The 17,530-nt window shown below is 37.1% G+C and carries 10 protein-coding genes and 9 tRNA genes; 17 read left to right on the forward strand and 2 right to left on the reverse strand.

All coding sequences use genetic code 11. The features are described from left to right. The first annotated feature begins 18 nt into the window (after positions 1–18). The 12 genes from FOT98_RS11030 (at position 19) to FOT98_RS11085 (ending at position 3,914) form a co-directional block, all read left to right on the forward strand. A tRNA-Asp gene (locus FOT98_RS11030) sits at positions 19–94 on the forward strand. 15 nt (positions 95–109) lie between these two features. Further along, positions 110–185, forward strand: a tRNA-Phe gene (locus FOT98_RS11035). A 14-nt stretch (positions 186–199) separates the two neighbouring features. Beyond that, positions 200–275, forward strand: a tRNA-Thr gene (locus FOT98_RS11040). Positions 276–285: 10 nt separating this feature from the next. Next, positions 286–361, forward strand: a tRNA-Lys gene (locus tag FOT98_RS11045). Positions 362–374: 13 nt separating this feature from the next. After that, positions 375–445, forward strand: a tRNA-Gly gene (locus FOT98_RS11050). Between the two features lie 10 nt (positions 446–455). Continuing rightward, positions 456–532: transfer RNA gene (locus tag FOT98_RS11055), tRNA-Ile, on the forward strand. Positions 533–539: 7 nt separating this feature from the next. Further along, a tRNA-Asn gene (locus FOT98_RS11060) sits at positions 540–614 on the forward strand. A 6-nt stretch (positions 615–620) separates the two neighbouring features. Further along, a tRNA-Ser gene (locus FOT98_RS11065) sits at positions 621–711 on the forward strand. A 5-nt stretch (positions 712–716) separates the two neighbouring features. Continuing rightward, positions 717–788 (forward strand) — tRNA-Glu (locus FOT98_RS11070). Positions 789–925: 137 nt separating this feature from the next. Then, positions 926–1,420 (forward strand): RNA polymerase sigma factor, encoded by a 495-nt coding sequence (locus tag FOT98_RS11075; RefSeq protein WP_063259480.1) that lies wholly within the window; start codon positions 926–928, stop codon positions 1,418–1,420. Continuing rightward, the gene (locus FOT98_RS11080; protein WP_063259481.1) at positions 1,407–2,387 is read left to right on the forward strand and encodes an anti sigma factor C-terminal domain-containing protein; all 981 of its coding nucleotides are present in this window, start codon (positions 1,407–1,409) and stop codon (positions 2,385–2,387) included. The genes FOT98_RS11075 and FOT98_RS11080 overlap by 14 nt, the downstream gene beginning before the upstream one ends. A 582-nt stretch (positions 2,388–2,969) precedes the next feature. Further along, positions 2,970–3,914, forward strand: coding sequence for an L-lactate dehydrogenase (locus FOT98_RS11085; RefSeq protein WP_000715344.1), 945 nt, complete (start codon positions 2,970–2,972; stop codon positions 3,912–3,914). Between the two features lie 171 nt (positions 3,915–4,085). On the opposite strand, the gene FOT98_RS11095 is transcribed toward FOT98_RS11085, so the two are convergent. Together FOT98_RS11095 and FOT98_RS11100 are read right to left on the reverse strand one after the other, a co-directional pair. Continuing rightward, complete coding sequence (locus FOT98_RS11095) at positions 4,086–8,309, reverse strand: S8 family serine peptidase (protein WP_063259482.1); 4,224 nt, start codon at positions 8,307–8,309, stop codon at positions 4,086–4,088. Positions 8,310–8,341: 32 nt separating this feature from the next. Then, a complete protein-coding gene (locus tag FOT98_RS11100) occupies positions 8,342–8,947 on the reverse strand; it encodes a CalY family protein (RefSeq protein ID WP_063259483.1) in 606 nt (201 codons plus the stop codon). A gap of 470 nt (positions 8,948–9,417) precedes the next feature. On the opposite strand from FOT98_RS11100, the gene glgB reads away from it, so the two are divergent. The 5 genes from glgB to glgP all read left to right on the forward strand — a co-directional run bounded on the left by glgB (position 9,418) and on the right by glgP (position 17,457). Then, positions 9,418–11,355: a 1,4-alpha-glucan branching protein GlgB gene (glgB, locus tag FOT98_RS11105; protein ID WP_063259484.1), complete on the forward strand. Its 1,938-nt coding sequence runs from the start codon at positions 9,418–9,420 to the stop codon at positions 11,353–11,355. After that, on the forward strand, positions 11,303–12,433 hold the full coding sequence (gene glgC / locus FOT98_RS11110) for a glucose-1-phosphate adenylyltransferase (RefSeq protein WP_061679986.1): 1,131 nt from the start codon (positions 11,303–11,305) through the stop codon (positions 12,431–12,433). Before glgB ends, glgC begins: the two co-directional genes overlap by 53 nt. Before the next feature lie 18 nt (positions 12,434–12,451). Beyond that, the gene (glgD, locus tag FOT98_RS11115; protein ID WP_000504142.1) at positions 12,452–13,486 is read left to right on the forward strand and encodes a glucose-1-phosphate adenylyltransferase subunit GlgD; all 1,035 of its coding nucleotides are present in this window, start codon (positions 12,452–12,454) and stop codon (positions 13,484–13,486) included. Positions 13,487–13,599: 113 nt separating this feature from the next. Next, positions 13,600–15,030 (forward strand): glycogen synthase GlgA, encoded by a 1,431-nt coding sequence (gene glgA, locus FOT98_RS11120; RefSeq protein ID WP_061679988.1) that lies wholly within the window; start codon positions 13,600–13,602, stop codon positions 15,028–15,030. An 18-nt stretch (positions 15,031–15,048) separates the two neighbouring features. After that, entirely contained in the window at positions 15,049–17,457 is a 2,409-nt protein-coding gene (gene glgP / locus FOT98_RS11125; RefSeq protein WP_063259485.1) for a glycogen phosphorylase, read from the forward strand. The last annotated feature ends 73 nt before the right edge of the window (positions 17,458–17,530 follow it).

Genomic DNA, 17,530 nt, shown 5'->3' on the forward strand with positions numbered 1-17,530 from the left:
CTGTCCCCGCAACCAAATGGTCCCGTGGTGTAGTGGTTAACATGCCTGCCTGTCACGCAGGAGATCGCCGGTTCGACCCCGGTCGGGACCGCCATTTTTTTTACATAAAGGCTCGGTAGCTCAGTCGGTAGAGCAGAGGACTGAAAATCCTCGTGTCGGCGGTTCGATTCCGTCCCGAGCCACCATTTTGAAGTCGCAAGCCGACTTAGCTCAATTGGTAGAGCAACTGACTTGTAATCAGTAGGTTGGGGGTTCAAGTCCTCTAGTCGGCACCACTTTCAAAATGAGCCATTAGCTCAGTTGGTAGAGCATCTGACTTTTAATCAGAGGGTCGAAGGTTCGAATCCTTCATGGCTCACCATTTACAATTTAATGCGGGTGTAGTTTAGTGGTAAAACAAGAGCCTTCCAAGCTCTGGTCGAGAGTTCGATTCTCTTCACCCGCTTTTCAATTATGGGCCTATAGCTCAGCTGGTTAGAGCGCACGCCTGATAAGCGTGAGGTCGATGGTTCGAGTCCATTTAGGCCCACCATAATTGTTCCGCAGTAGCTCAGTGGTAGAGCTATCGGCTGTTAACCGATCGGTCGTAGGTTCGAGTCCTACCTGCGGAGCCATATTATAGAGAAGTACCCAAGTGGCTCAAGGGGCTCCCCTGCTAAGGGAGTAGATCGCGAACGCGGTGCGAGGGTTCGAATCCCTTCTTCTCTGCCAGAACTGGCCCGTTGGTCAAGTGGTTAAGACACCGCCCTTTCACGGCGGTAACACGGGTTCGAATCCCGTACGGGTCATACTAAAAGAGATAGCATAATCTGCTATCTCTTTTTTGTTGTGTAAAAGTGGACTTTGGATAGTCTGCTTTTTTTTTATGGATTTCTTGTATACTTTTTTCTATTTGAATCGTCTAACTAATAGAAAGGAGAGAGCGATGGAGTATGAAAAGGTAATTATAGAAACATCTAAAAGCATTTATAGATACTTACTTAAAATTGGAGTGACACCAGTAGAAGCGGAGGATATCGTTCAAGATACGATACATAAAGCGTTAGTATCTATACCGAATATGAAAATTAAGCATATAAAAACATGGTTATTTCAAGTTGCGATTAATAGGCATCGTGATCTAGCAAGAAGGCAAAAGCGTATTGAAGAAATTCCAATGGAATCTGTTCAATTAATCGGATCAAAAGGATTAGATGAACCGCTTTTAAGGAAAGAGCTTCAAGTAGAAATACAAAGCATACTTGGAAAGATGAATCCAGTATATAAACATATTCTCTTATTAAAGTATGACTATGAACTCTCATATAAGGAAATAGCAACCGTATTAGAGATGAAAGAAGAGACCGTGCGTGTTTCATTGTATAGGGCTCGTAATGAGTTTAAAAAGCTGTATAGGAGGTTTGAAGATGAGCAGAGATGAGTTTGATTTTGATATAGAATCAAGTAAAGTATCAAAAATGTTGAAGAAGGCGAAGCGAAGACAACTATTAAAAATTATAGTAATTTCGATTTCACTTTTTATTGTTCTATTCTTCGGTTTTATAATAGGAATTTCACAATTGAATAATAGAGCTTACTCAGAGATGGATCAGGATTTAAATATGATAAGACAAATTACAAGACCTAATACGGAAAGAGGCGTAGCAATTACTTCTAATGGTTTATTTAAAAGCACAGTAGAGTATAAAGCGTATAAGGTGATTGAAGGGAAACCTGTTAAGTGGGAAGATGAAGTGTATGAGTATAAAGTTTGGAATACATTTCGCCGATTATCAAATGTAAATCCATTAACGATAGCTGATAATGTTGTAGTAGGGAATGAACGTATTAATAAAACAAGTGAATTGTATAATAATCAAACGATGGAAAGAGAGATACAGTTTTATTTACCATTTACTTCATATAATAATTATATAAATGATATAGAGAAAATAAAAGATGAAAAGAAAGTAGCTGAATTGGCTATATCCTTTGATAAACCATATACAGTATCTAAAATCAAAGAGATACTTCCAGAAGGGGTGCATCCTGTTTGGTACTGGGTAGATACATATTATGATAAAAAATCATATCGTTTAGATGATGTTACTCAAAGTGCTTATGAGGTGTACGGTTTTAAAGCAAAACAAGGTGATATTGAATTTGGAAATGGAACGGAAAAAGATTTTCTTTTAGCAATTCAAAATGGACTGGAGCAAAAGGGAAAGTATTATGAGGAATATAAACGTATATATGACTACCTAAAAGGAAAGAAAACAAAACCAAGTGAGCAGGATGTAAAAGTCATTGGAGTAGTTGTAACAGGAACAGCTGCGGATTTACAGAAGTTAAACGGTCAAAATTATGTAAAAGCCGCTGTGTTAGGGGCTACTGCGGAAAATAAATAAAGAAGCTGTCTCTAATAGTTGATCTATTGGAGAAAGCTTTTTATCCGACATTAACGGGTAGTAAAACTCCCACCTCAAAATTCGGCCGGTGCAAAGAAGCTAGGTGGAGATCAACTGCCCGTAAACGTCCGATTGGTTCAACTAATAATCAGTGGGGGATGAACAAAACCCCCACTGATTATAGGTTCACTTTATGTTGTCATTATTGTCAGGTTTTGTCGGTAAGTCGATATTCCTTGTCGAATCGCCGATATAATTTAAGTTACAGCCGATATATTCCAAAAATCGTTGATATATTTAAATAATCGTCGATATAATTTCACTTACCGATAAAAACGGAACTATTTCAAGTTCACAATCTAAACAAAACGCCTAAATTGGTATGGATTCCACACCTAATCCAATAACTTTACACTCTATGTGAAAAAGTTCACAATTAGGTCATAATTTGTGAAGTAATTCACAATAATACGTGCTACAATATGAATGTAAAGAAGTTAAACAACATTAAATTAGTATTTTAATTAATTACTTAAACAATCATAAAAAAATAGATGTGAACAATAGAGAGGGGAAATTAACATGAAAAAAGGTATCAATCGTGTAGTATTAGTAGGAACAGGAGCTGTAGGTTGTAGTTACGCTTACTCAATGATCAATCAAGGTGTAGCTGAAGAATTCGTACTTGTAGATGTTAATGAAGCAAAAGCAGAAGGGGAAGCAATGGACTTAAGCCATGCGGTACCATTCTCTCCATCACCAACAAAAGTTTGGAGCGGTAGCTATGCAGATTGTAAAGATGCAGATTTAGTAGTTATCACTGCTGGATTACCACAAAAGCCAGGCGAAACTCGCTTAGACTTAGTTGAGAAAAATACAAAGATCTTTAAACAAATCGTTCGCGGTATTATGGATAGCGGATTCGATGGAATCTTCTTAATCGCAACAAACCCAGTTGATATTTTAACTTACGTAACTTGGAAAGAATCTGGTCTACCAAAAGAGCGCGTAATCGGTTCTGGTACTACTTTAGACTCTGCTCGTTTCCGTTACATGTTAGGTGACTACTTAGATGTAGATCCACGTAACGTTCATGCTTACATCGTTGGTGAACACGGTGACACTGAACTTCCAGTATGGAGCCATGCTACTATCGGTGTACAAAAACTAGAAACAATCTTAGCTAACAACGAACAATACAAACAAGAAGACTTAGATAAAATCTTCGAAAACGTACGTGATGCAGCTTACCATATCATCGAGCGTAAAGGTGCAACTTACTACGGAATCGGTATGTCACTACTTCGTGTAACTAAAGCAATCTTAAGCAACGAGAACAGCGTATTAACTGTATCTGCATACCTTGAAGGACAATATGGTGAGAAAGATGCTTTCGTAGGTGTTCCAGCTGTTATTAACCGTGAAGGTGTACGTGAAATCGTAGAACTTGAGCTAAATGAAGATGAAAAAGCGAAATTCGCTCATTCTGTAAAAGTATTAAAAGAAACAATGGCACCAGTACTATAATAATTGTTAAACCATTCAGAGGCGGGACACTGCTTCCTACCTCTGAATTCATATAATTTAATATAAATTCCTTTTCCGGTTTCCCTTGTATATCCCCAATATACCCCTTTTGCTGGATAAGGGTCGTTTATAGAAAAGAGCACTCTACTTTATATAGAGTGCTCTTTATTATTATTTTTTAGGCGTTAATCCTAATTTCTTTAAAATATCTGCAAGTGTACCGCTTTTTGATTTTTCAACAGGTGTTTGTGATTTAGATGCATCCGGTCCTTTTTTCAAGAAATTCTTTTCAACGAAGCGAATATCTTTTTCGTCGACAATGCCATCTTTGTTAAGGTCGCCGTCTTTCACAGATAGTCCTTTTTTACCATAGTTGTTAGCGATAATTTCTGCATCCTTCACATCAATTACTTTATCTCCATTTACATCACCCGCAAGGTTTTCATCAAAGCGTGCATAGTAATATTGGCCAAGTAGCTTACCATCTTTTTCAGTACCTAATTTCGTTGTTAGTCGGCTTGTTAAATGTCCTGGAACCTCTACGTATAAGTTGTAGTCGCGTTTATTAACAGGAAGTCCATTTAGTTTGAAGTAACCGTATTTATCGAGTGAGCCTTCGAACTTATGACGGTAAGAATCTGTTGCATATACTTTTACGCCAAGCTTTGTATAATCGAATTTTTCATCTAAATAGCCACGTTCATTTAAGAATGCACCAGGTTTAATATTACCTTCTACGAGTGAGTTTAATGACATCACTGAGAATGTTTGATCTTGAAGTACACGCATTCTGTTTGGCTCTGATTGACCTTGCTTCCAGTAAGCGAACACTGCTAAATCTAATTGAGCATTTGCTTCATAAAATTCATCATTTACTACTTTGAAAGTTACATCAATGAACGGGAAGTCACCATCTAATCCGGCGAAGTTTTTATCATCAATAGCTCCGCCTACTGTAACAGATCCTTCTTCTAGTTTCGGTTCATTTACTTTTGCCGTTACCCCTTTTTCGGAAAGGAGTTTTTCAAAAGCAGGATTCAATTTCGCATTTGCAAATTTGAAGTTTTTCTCTAGGAATTCTACGTTAAATTCTCCAGACACAAATTGTTTTACATGTTTGGCATTTAGCGTCACAGTAAATTCATCATCTTTATATAATTCTTTTTTATCATAACTAGCTTTCGCATATTGAGCACCTTGCGGGATGAACCAATAGTTATTTACACCGCTCGGGTAGTCAGGGCCTGCAGTTGCATAATCGAAAATATATACGCCTGTATTCATTGGACCTTCAGTTTTAAAGGAATCAGGTGTAATACCCACTTTAAAGTCACCATTTTCCGTAATAGGTAAAAACTTGTGCAAGTATGGAGAATAGTCATAGTACATAACGCCGTTCGCTTCTTGCGTAATGTTTAACCCTTTTCCTCTTAAGTAGTCAACGTTAGAATCATATACATTTCCTTTAATCCATAGTGCTTTTTTACCATCTTCTACTGTATAGTTTTCTTCATTTAATTCATAAATACCAGGCTGTAATCCAGTTAATTTCACTTCTGGCGGTGTATTATCAATTACGACATAATCACCTTTCACACGTGCTTTACCGGCTTTATCATAGCCAACAAATTCAATTGTGTAATCACCTTCTGGTAAGTCGACTTTCTCATCACCAATTGGTTTTGCAGGATCATTTGTAAAAGGATACACTCTGCCGTTAAAGAATGAATCTAAGTAGTAATACACATCCGTTTTTAGGCCACTCGTGTTTAATGTGCCGATGAAGCCAAGCGCTTTATTTGTTTTTGAATCTTTCACGATAAGATCTAACGTCTCCAGTTCGCTGTTTAATTGGAATGCCCCGTGAACATATGATTCACGATATGGATTGAATTTAGATGTATCAGTTGAGATTGTTTTTCTTGATAATAGTGCATTTTCAATACCAGGCTCTGATACACGAATAGAGAACGGAATTTGATACGTTTCTTCTTTATTTTTCGTGTTTGTAATATGAATATATCCTTCATAGCGGCCTTGCTTTGCACCAGCAGGAATGTTAATTTTTGCTTCAATTTCATCTGATTTACCAGCATCAATTGTAATTGTTTCAGAAGTAGAAACTTTTACACCGTTTGCGGTAGCATCGTTAATAGCAGAAGATGCTGGTGTATAAGAAATTTCTGTTTTAAATTCTTTCTTCTCTTGTTTATTGCGATTTTCCACTTTAATTTTTCGTTTTTGTTCAAGAGATTCCCCGTCTTTTTGATAGTACTTACCGAATGCAATGGATCCAGTTTCTTCAGGTACTTCAATCACTTCATCATTTACAATTGTTTTTGTCGTATCTAACACTTTAAAACTTGTTTCCGTATGAACAGAGTTATAAGCATCTACTCGTCCAGCTCCCACTTCGTATACGGAATACTTTTCTTTTAAATCATCAGCTGTGTTCATAAGAGATGCTTTTACATCGAATGGAGAGTATTCTGGGTGTTCTTGTAAAATAAGAGCAGCAACGCCAGCAATATGAGGAGATGCCATGGATGTTCCTTGCATACGTTCATAGGAAACATCGTAGTTTTCACCTTCTTGCGGGTCGTTAATATATTCAGGTACTGTTGAAAGGACCGCAACACCAGGTGCTGTAATATCAGGTTTAATATCATCATTTGATGTAACAGGGCCGCGTGAGCTAAAGTCTGCAAGATGATCGCCTTCTGTTTGAATGTAATTGATTTCATCGAAAGTTAAGGATGTTTTGCCTTGTTCAATTTGAGCTTTTAGTTTTTCACCATCTTCTTTCGTTAAGCGGAATGCTGGAATGTATTTTGTGCTTTCGCCAATGTAGTAAGGAATTTCTCCATCCACATTGTTATAAATAATAACTGCTTTTGCACCAGCTTGTTTCGCATTTGCGATCTTTTCATCAAATGAGATTGTACCGCGTGCAACGAGAGCGATTTTTCCTTTTACATCTTTTTTACTAAACTCGTCAGGAGTACCGATTCCGACAGATTCAATAGGGAGAGATTGCCCTTTGAAATCTTCTATTTTATCAGTGAAGTTTTTGCCGAATAAAATTAGGTTAGGGAATTGTAATTGTCCAGCATGACCTGATAGTTTCGGTAAGGAAATAGAGCTATCACTTGCTCCAACTGTAATAGCAAATGGAGAAGCACCTGGTGATCCGAGTGTCGCTGGGTTTGGACCAGAGTTCCCAGCAGCAACGACTGTAACAACACCAGAAAGCATCGCGTTATTAACAGCGATAGACGTTGGATCAAGCGGATTGTTGCTATCATCACCTAACGATAAGTTAATGACGTTCATACCGTCAGAAATAGATTTGTCGATTGCAGCGATAATACCAGAACTATCGCCGCTTCCGTAAGGACCGAGTACACGATAGTTATACAGTTCAATGTCAGGTGCAACACCTTTTACTGCGGAATCTGATTTATTTTTCTTTTGAGCAGAAACGATACCAGCTACGTGAGTACCATGCGCAGTGTAGAAGGAAGAACCACGATCATCAAATTCAGGAGCACCAGATTGTTGCCACTCTGTATAAGTTGTTTCCATCGGATCTGCATCGTTATTAATAAAGTCCCAACCTTTTACGGAGTTCGGGTCTACCTTACTAGAATCTTCACCTGCTTTTGCGCGATAGCCTTTATACACGTCTTTTAAGTCAGGATGATTGTAATCAATACCTGTATCTAATACACCAACTTTAATTCCTTTTCCAGTAATGCCCTCGCTATGTAACTTATCTACTCCAATTTGCGGAATGCTATCTGTTAGTTTTTGAGGTGCTTTCTGTTCTGCTTGTTTTGGTAAATTTAGTTTCACTTCGTAATCTTTCCAAATACGTTTTACAACGCCAATTCGTAACAATTCTTCCACTGTATTTGCAGGTAACGTGAGAGCAACGCCATTTATCGCATGCTTATAAGAACGTTTAATTTGTACAGACTGGAAATTCCCTGATTTTACTGATGGGCTGAATTGATAAAGGCGTTTGAGTCCTTTTTGGAATTCCTCATGTTCTTGATCAATACGTGCTTTTATATTTTCAGGAGCAGCTTGTAATCCTTTTTCTTTTTGTTTTAATTCATTAATCTTTACTGGAGCTGTTTGAAATTCTACAATGATATTTACTGGTTCAGAACTACTCGTATTAATATCTGGCGAAATAGTAAAACCAGGATTGGCATCTAACGTTTGTAATGCTTGACGTTGTTCTTTAGAAAGTTTTGATAGTAAAGACTGGGCGTTTGAAGAGTCAATTTGGTTAATAGGATTTTCAGCAAGTACATTGAACGGAAGGGCAGTTGAAAATAGAACGCCAGCCGTTACAATTCCGGTAACAAAACGATTTTTCTTTTTCATATATAGGCCTCCGATAATTTATATTTTAAAAATTATTTCTCCTCGCCTGGTGTTTGCTCTGCATGGAATGTCCAGTTTAGCTGTAAGGAATCACCCTGGAATTTATTTTGATCTTGGTCGTTATCTTCAAAGGAGAAGAGCACGTGTAAGTAATCTGTTTCACCAGATTTAATACCATCTATTAAGTTATGACGTTCTAGAGAAGTAGCTACATCCTCTGGTTTCATAGTTTTTAATTCTGATAGTTTTGTTTCCCACAAAATTTCGTGATCATCGTTTGGATTAGATGGCTTTCCATCATTCACTAAAAATTTGACGATGATGTGATCGCCTAAATCTTCACCATCATTATTTTGTTTTGCATCTGTCACTTCATAGGAGGTTTCAAGTGCTACTTTTGCAATATCCAATGTTCCTTTGTTTTCAAGCTTGAAGTTTCTTTCGATCAAATCACCTGGCTTTAAATCTTTCACATTAACGATTACACTTGGATTAATAGAAAGGTCTAATGTTCCAGCTTGAAATGAGTTACTAGATGTTTCAGAATCACTGAAATAGGCGAATACACCGCCGAATGTAAGGGATAAGCCAAGTGAAGCTGTGACAACTCCCATCCCAACCTTTTGTTTTAATGACATAAGAAAGCCCCCTAATTTAATTTTTATCAAACTTTCGCCTAGAGTATGGATAGAGTAAACATAGTGTTTCAGTATGAATTATATTTGCGAAGGTTCGATGTTCTTTATTGAGAACAAGTATATGCTTATGAATTTTCGATTTCAATAAAATTATGACAAAAAATGTTGAGAAACATTTTTTTATGACAGATTATTTTGTTGCGATTTTAAGTGATAAATAGCGAGTAAAATAGGATAGATCTAATGAAATAAAGGTTGAGAAATAAATAATAAGATGAAAGACTAGTAGAAAATGAAGCGTTTACAATGAATATTCGTCAAAATTCGATATTTTACACAGTAAATTTGAATATTTTAAGCGAAATTAAAGAAAAAAACGAATATTTTTTAAAATATAACAAGGATATTTCAGTTTTTCGCAGAAATGATAAAGAGTAAAAAATTTCTGTCATCTTAGTGAGGTGAACATATTGGATGTAATAAATTGTGAAGAAGTGAAACGAGATGAGTTTCATACAGAAAAGTACTATGACAGTTATAACATCTTTGGGGCACATATTGTGACGGAAGATGGGATGCGAGGTGTACGATTCACAGTATGGGCTCCTCATGCGAAAGCGATGAGTGTTGTTGGAGATTTTAATGAATGGGATTATGAGCAACATAAGATGCTACAAGTGACAGAAGAGGGGATTTGGTCCTTGTTTGTACCGCATATTGAAGAGAATGAGATATATAAGTATGCGATTGAAACGATGGATACTAACGTGATTTTAAAAGCAGATCCTTACGCAGTATATGCAGAAGTAAGACCAAATACGGCATCTGTAGTTTTTGATATAGAGGGATATGAATGGAATGATAAAAACTGGATTCGTAAGAGAAAGAAAAAATCGATTTATAAAGAAGCGATGACAGTTTATGAATTACATTTCGGTTCTTGGAAAAAGAAAGAAGATGGCGCTCTGTATTCTTACAGAGAAATGGCCGAGGAGCTCATTCCGTATGTGGTGGAACATCAATTTACACATATTGAAATTATGCCGCTTGTTGAGCACCCATATGATCGTTCTTGGGGATATCAAGGAACGGGATATTATGCAGCGACAAGTAGATTCGGCACGCCACATGATTTGATGTATTTTGTCGATGAATGTCATAAATATGGAATCGGTGTCATTTTAGATTGGGTGCCGGGGCATTTTTGTAAAGATGCTCACGGTTTATATTTGTTTGATGGGACACCGACTTATGAATATAAAGATATAGATGTGCAAGAAAATACAGTATGGGGGACTGTCAATTTTGATTTAGGAAAGAGGGAAGTACGTAATTTCTTAATTTCAAATGCGTTATTTTGGATGAAGTATTTCCATATTGATGGTTTCAGGGTGGATGCAGTTGCGAACATGCTGTACTGGAATAAAGAAGGACAAGAGCAAAGTAATGAGCACGCTGTTTCATTTTTACGAGAGTTAAATGAAGCGGTGTTTGCAGAAGATGAAGATTTTCTTATGACAGCAGAAGATTCAACAGCTTGGCCACTTGTAACAGCTCCAACGTATGAAGGTGGGCTTGGATTCAATTACAAATGGAATATGGGCTGGATGAATGATGTGCTGAAATATATGGAGTGTGCGCCTGAGTACAGGAAGCATATTCATGAGAAAATAACGTTCTCATTACTATATGCTTACTCTGAAAACTTTATATTACCGCTTTCTCATGATGAAGTCGTTCATGGGAAAAAGTCGTTATTAAATAAAATGCCAGGAGATTACTGGGATAAATTTGCTCAACTTCGTTTATTATATGGATATTTCTTTACTCACCCAGGTAAGAAATTACTCTTTATGGGTGGAGAATTCGGGCAGTTTGATGAGTGGAAAGATCTTGAAGATTTAGATTGGAATTTACATGACTTTGAAATGCATCGTTATATGCATGATTACTTTAAAGAGCTCATAGCATTGTATAAGCGCTCCAAACCACTTTGGCAGCTTGATCATTCACCGGAAGGATTTCAGTGGATAGATGCTAATAATCATGAGCAAAGTATTTTCTCGTTTATCCGCCAAGGGGATAAGCAAGAAGATGCGTTAGTTGTCGTATGTAATTTTACGAAAGCTACATATGAAAACTATAAAGTAGGTTTGCCAGATTTCGAGTATTATAACGAGGTTTTAAACAGTGACGCTGAGCAATATGGCGGATCGGGGCAAGTGAATAAGAAACGTCTTAAGACGATTCAAGAACCGTATCATAATCAAGCGGCACATGTAGAAATTACAATTCCACCATTTGGCGTATCCATATTACGACCAGTGAAGACGAGAAAGGGGAGCAAAAAACAAGATGGCTCAAAAACAAAAATGCGTAGCAATGTTACTAGCAGGGGGAAAAGGTAGTCGATTAAGTGCATTAACAAAAAATTTAGCCAAGCCAGCTGTTCCATTTGGTGGTAAATATCGCATTATTGATTTTACGCTAAGTAACTGTGCGAATTCTGGTATTGAAACGGTTGGGATTTTAACGCAATATCAACCACTCGAACTTCATAATTATATCGGGATTGGAAATGCTTGGGATTTAGACCGAGTAAGCGGTGGAGTCACAGTGTTACCTCCTTATGCGGAGTCTTCAGGGGTGAAATGGTACACAGGTACGGCAAGTGCTATTTATCAAAACTTAAACTATTTAAGTCAGTACGAACCAGAGTACGTTCTGATTTTATCAGGCGACCATATTTATAAAATGGATTACAGTAAAATGCTAGATTACCATGTGGAGAAAGAAGCGGATGTTTCGATTTCTGTTATTGAAGTACCTTGGGATGAAGCGAGTCGTTTCGGTATTATGAATACGAACGAAGAGATGGAGATTGTTGAATTTGAAGAGAAACCGCAATTTCCAAGAAGTAATCTTGCATCAATGGGAATTTATATTTTTAACTGGGCAATTTTGAAAGAGTATTTAGAGATGGATGCAAGAAATCCTGAATCTAGTAATGATTTCGGAAAAGATGTACTTCCGCTTTTATTAGATGAAGGGAAAAAGCTGATGGCGTATCCGTTTGAAGGATATTGGAAAGATGTTGGAACGGTGAAAAGCTTATGGGAAGCGAATATGGATTTACTTCGCGATGAAACGTCGCTGAATTTAAATGATCGTAATTGGCGTATTTATTCTGTGAATCCAAATGAGCCACCTCAATATATTGCTGAACAGGCAAAGGTAGAAGAATCACTTATTAACGAAGGATGCGTCATTGAAGGGGACGTGAAGCATTCTGTGTTATTCCAAGGAGTGACGGTGGAAGAAGGTAGTATGGTTATTGATTCTGTCGTTATGCCAGGAGCGAAGATTGGTAAAAATGTTGTGATTGAAAGAGCGATTGTTGGATCGGAAATGGTTATTGAAGATGGAACAATTATTCGTCCAGAAAAAAATGTCGACGATGTAGTACTCATTGCTGAAGGGAAATAGAAAAGGGGGATGAAATGAATGGGAGAAAAAATGTTAGGAATTATTAATGCAACGGGAAGTTTTCCTTCCTTAAAGAAAGTAACAGGGCATCGTTCACTAGCGGCGTTACCGTTTGGGGGCCGTTATCGACTCATTGATTTCATGCTTTCAAATATGGTGAATTCTAATATTCATAGTGTAGCGGTTTTTACAAGTCATAAAAACCGTTCACTAATGGACCATGTTGGTTCAGGAAAACAGTGGGATTTAGATAGAAAAAGAGACGGACTGTTTTTATTCCCACCAAATTGCCAATGTGATCAAGATGAATTTGGTTCTTTTGCACATTTTAGAAGACATATTGATTATTTTTTAAGAGCTAGAGAAGAATACGTTGTTATTACGAATAGCCATCTCGTAACAGCATTAAATTTCCAGGCGGTGTTAGAGCGACATATACATACGGCAGCTGATATTACTGAAGTTTGCCATGAAGGGGTTTCGCTTCAAACATACGTGTTAAAGAAACAATTATTGTTAGATTTATTTGAGACATATAAAGATGTGGAGCAATACAGTTTATTTGATGTAGTGAGAGAAAAGCGCGGAAAATCACTGCATATTGCTACGTATGAGCATACAGGATATGTAGCTATTATTGATTCGATTGAAAGTTACTATAAACATAGCTTAGAAATTTTGCAGCCTGCTATTTGGAAGCAATTATTTAAGAAAGAAGCACCGATCTTTACGAAAGTAAAAGATGAACCTCCAACTCGTTACCTGAAGGGTGCAGCCGTGAAAAATACAATGATTGCAAACGGCAGTATTATCGAAGGTGAAGTAGAAAATAGTGTTATCTCCCGTTCTGTTAAAATTGGGAAAGGTTCAATTGTTCGTAATAGCATTATTATGCAGAAGAGTAAAATTGGAGATAACTGTATAATAGACGGTGTTATTATTGATAAAGACGTGAAAATTGGTGACGGTGTTGTACTAAAAGGAAACGCCGATGAGCCATATGTTGTAGAAAAAGGAAGCATTCAAAATAGTACGATTAATAGTTATTCTTAAAAGAATCAGTGGGGGGGGTTCCTCCACTGATTAAAGCATTCATTCAAACGAAAACTCGAAGGGAGGAAGCTGCAAGGGAAGTAGTATAAGCTTTTCGTGCAGTGGGACAACAAGTGAATATTTTATTTGCAGTATCAGAATGTGTACCATTTGTTAAATCGGGAGGATTAGCTGATGTAGCAGGTGCGCTCCCAAAAGAGCTAAAAAAATTAGGCGTGGAAGTTCGCATTATACTTCCAAATTATAGTCTTATTCCGCAAAAATTAAGGGATGGATGTACGTTACATAAAGTAATTAATGTCCCGCTTGGGTGGAGAAATCAATATTGCGGAATTTTAAAAGGTGAGCAAGACGGGATTACGTATTACTTAATAGATAATGAATATTATTTTAAGAGAGATTCTCTATATGGTCATTATGATGACGGAGAGCGTTTTTCTTATTTTTCGAAAGCAGTTTTAGAGTGTATTCCTCATCTTGATTTCGAAGTGGATGTTCTTCATAGCCACGATTGGCATACAGCTATGGTGAATTTCTTATTACGTGAAAAGTATCAAGATAATCCATTATACGAGCATATTAAAACGGTATATACGATTCATAACTTGCAGTTCCAAGGTGTATTTCCTCCTGAAGTGATGTACGACTTGTTAGAACTTGGCGACGAATATTTCCATAGTGAGCAGCTAGAGTTTTATGGAAATGTGAACTTTATGAAGGGTGGAATTATCGCTTCTGATCAAATTACAGCGGTTAGCCCGACATACAAAGAGGAAATTCAATATGAGTTTTTCGGTGAGAAGTTAGATGGGTTGTTACGAAAAAATAATGGTAAGCTTAGCGGCATCGTAAATGGAATTGATACGAGCGTATATAATCCAGAAACGGATTCGTATATTACTGCTCAGTACGATGCGGAGTCATTAGAGGAAAAGAATGAAAATAAACGCGCCTTGCAGCGTTATTTTGGTTTGCCAGAAAAAGAAGATACACCAATTATTTCGATGGTAACGAGATTAACGAAGCAAAAAGGTCTTGATTTAGTACGTACTGTATTCCGCGAAATAATGGAGGAAGATGTACAATGTATTATTTTAGGATCAGGTGATTCGGAATATGAGCAATTCTTTGAATGGATGGCATATGAGTATCCTGAAAAGGTAAAAGTGTATATTGGATTTAATGAAGAGTTAGCTCACCAAGTATATGCGGGAAGTGATTTATTCTTAATGCCATCACTATTTGAACCGTGTGGACTTGGACAACTTATCGCATTAGCGTACGGTACGATTCCGATTGTAAGAGAAACAGGCGGATTAAATGATACGGTACAATCTTATGATGAAGAAACTGGAGAAGGAAATGGTTTCAGTTTCACGAACTTTAATGCACATGACATGTTGCACACGGTTCGTCGGGCGATTGAATTTTATCATGATAAACCGGTATGGGAGCAGCTTGTAAAGCAAGCGATGACTGAAGATTATAGCTGGGAGAAATCAGCTCTTGCCTATAAGAAATTGTATAAAAGTCTCATGGAATAACATGTAGGTGGTGAAGAAATGTTTACTCATGTTGAAAGTTTCAAATCAGCTTTTCTAGAAAAGTTAGAGACGATGTATGGTAAAAGTTTCAAAGACTCTACAACTCGTGATCAATACAATACGCTTGGATACATGGTACGTGAGTATATGAATAGTCAATGGATTGCAACGAACGAAAGCTATCGATCTGGAGAGCGAAAGCAAATGTATTACTTATCCATTGAGTTTTTACTTGGGCGTTTGCTTGGAAGTAACATATTAAATTTAGGTATCAGGAATTTATGTGAGCAAGGACTTTCTGAGCTTGGTATTTCGTTACAAGAATTAGAAGAGGTGGAAGCAGATGCAGGTCTTGGAAATGGTGGACTTGGACGATTAGCAGCCTGTTTCCTTGATTCACTTGCATCGTTAAACTTACCAGGTCATGGATGTGGCATTCGTTACAAACACGGCTTATTTGATCAAAAAATTGTTGATGGTTATCAAGTTGAATTTCCAGAACAGTGGCTGCTTCATGAAAACGTATGGGAAGTAAGAAGGCATGATCAAGCTGTAGAAGTAAGTTATTTCGGCAATGTTGAACCACTATACATTGATGGACGTTTAGAGTTCAGGCATACGAATGCAGAAGTGATCATGGCAGTACCATATGACGTTCCGGTAGTAGGTTATGAGACGAGTACTGTAAACACACTTAGACTTTGGAATGCTGAACCAGTTCCTTTCCCGCAAAATTGCAAAGATATTTTGAAATATAAGCGTGAAACAGAAGCGGTATCGGAGTTTTTATATCCAGATGATACGCATGATGAGGGGAAAATACTTCGTTTGAAACAACAATATTTCCTCGTATCAGCAAGTTTGCAAAATATCGTTCGTTTGCATAGAGAAAGATATGGTGACCTTCGTCAATTGCATGAGAAAATTGCGATTCATATTAATGATACACACCCAGTTTTGGCGATTCCAGAACTGATGCGTATTTTATTAGATGAAGAAAAACTAGCATGGGAAGAAGCTTGGCACATAACGACGCAAACGATTTCTTATACGAATCATACGACGTTATCAGAAGCACTTGAAAAGTGGCCAATTCACATTTTTAAACCGTTATTACCGAGAATTTATATGATTATTGAAGAGATTAATGAACGTTTCTGTCATGACCTTTGGGAACGTTATCCATATGAATGGCATCGTATTGAAGAGATGGCGATTATTGCACATGATCTTGTGAAAATGGCTCATTTAGCAATTGTCGGTAGCCATAGCGTTAATGGTGTAGCGAAAATTCATACGGAAATTTTAAAACAACGTGAAATGCGATTGTTTTATGAGTTTTATCCAGATAAGTTTAATAATAAAACGAATGGAATTGCTCATAGACGCTGGTTAATGAAAGCGAATCCGCAGCTGACGAACCTTATTTCAGAGGCGATTGGAACAGAGTGGAAGAAAGAACCGATTAAGCTTCAAGCGCTGCAATTAGTTCAACACGATGCGAGTTTCCAAGAGAAATTTGCAGAGGTAAAACAAGAGCGTAAAGAGATTTTAGCGGAGCGTATTCATAATAAAATGGGGATTACAATTGATCCTAATTCTATTTTTGATGTGCAAGTAAAAAGACTGCATGCTTACAAACGACAATTATTAAACGTCCTTCATATTTTATATTTGTATAACCGTTTGAAAGAGGATGCTAGTTTTACATTTTATCCGCGAACTTTTATTTTTGGAGCGAAAGCATCACCTGGCTATTACTATGCAAAAAAAATTATTAAATTAATTAATGAACTCGCAAGAAAAGTGAATAATGATCCGTACGTAAGCCAATATATGAAAGTTATCTTTCTAGAAAACTATCGAGTGTCTTTAGCAGAAGATATATTCCCAGCTGCGGATGTTAGTGAGCAAATTTCAACTGCGAGTAAAGAAGCATCAGGAACAGGTAATATGAAATTTATGATGAATGGTGCGATCACACTTGGAACGTTAGACGGTGCTAATGTTGAAATAAAAGACAGAGTCGGTGATGATAACTGTTTCATTTTCGGTTTAACGGCGGAAGAGGTTCTTCATTACTATCAAAATGGTGGGTATCGTGCAAGTGATTATTATCACCACAATATGCATATTAAAAAAGTAGTAGATCAGTTAACGAATGGTTTCTTTGCACATTCAGGAGCTGAATTTGAAGCGATTTACGATTCTCTCGTTATTCAAAATGATGAATACTTCGTTCTGCGAGATTTTGGTCCATATGCGGAAAGGCAAGAAGCTGTTGGTAGAGCTTATGAGAACCGAACGAAGTGGCTAGAAATGTCGATTTTAAATATTGCACAATCTGGTCATTTTGCGAGCGATCGAACGATTTTGCAGTATAGTAACGAGATTTGGGGTATTGGTAATGCGGTTACACAGTATTAAATGAAAGTCCCTTTTAAAAGAGGAATATAATCGCTTAAAAAACCGAGCTTAATCTCATTAAGCTCGGTTTTCC

This window comes from Bacillus sp. HY001 (assembly GCF_007558965.1).
Taxonomy (GTDB): Bacteria; Bacillota; Bacilli; order Bacillales; family Bacillaceae_G; genus Bacillus_A; species Bacillus_A mobilis.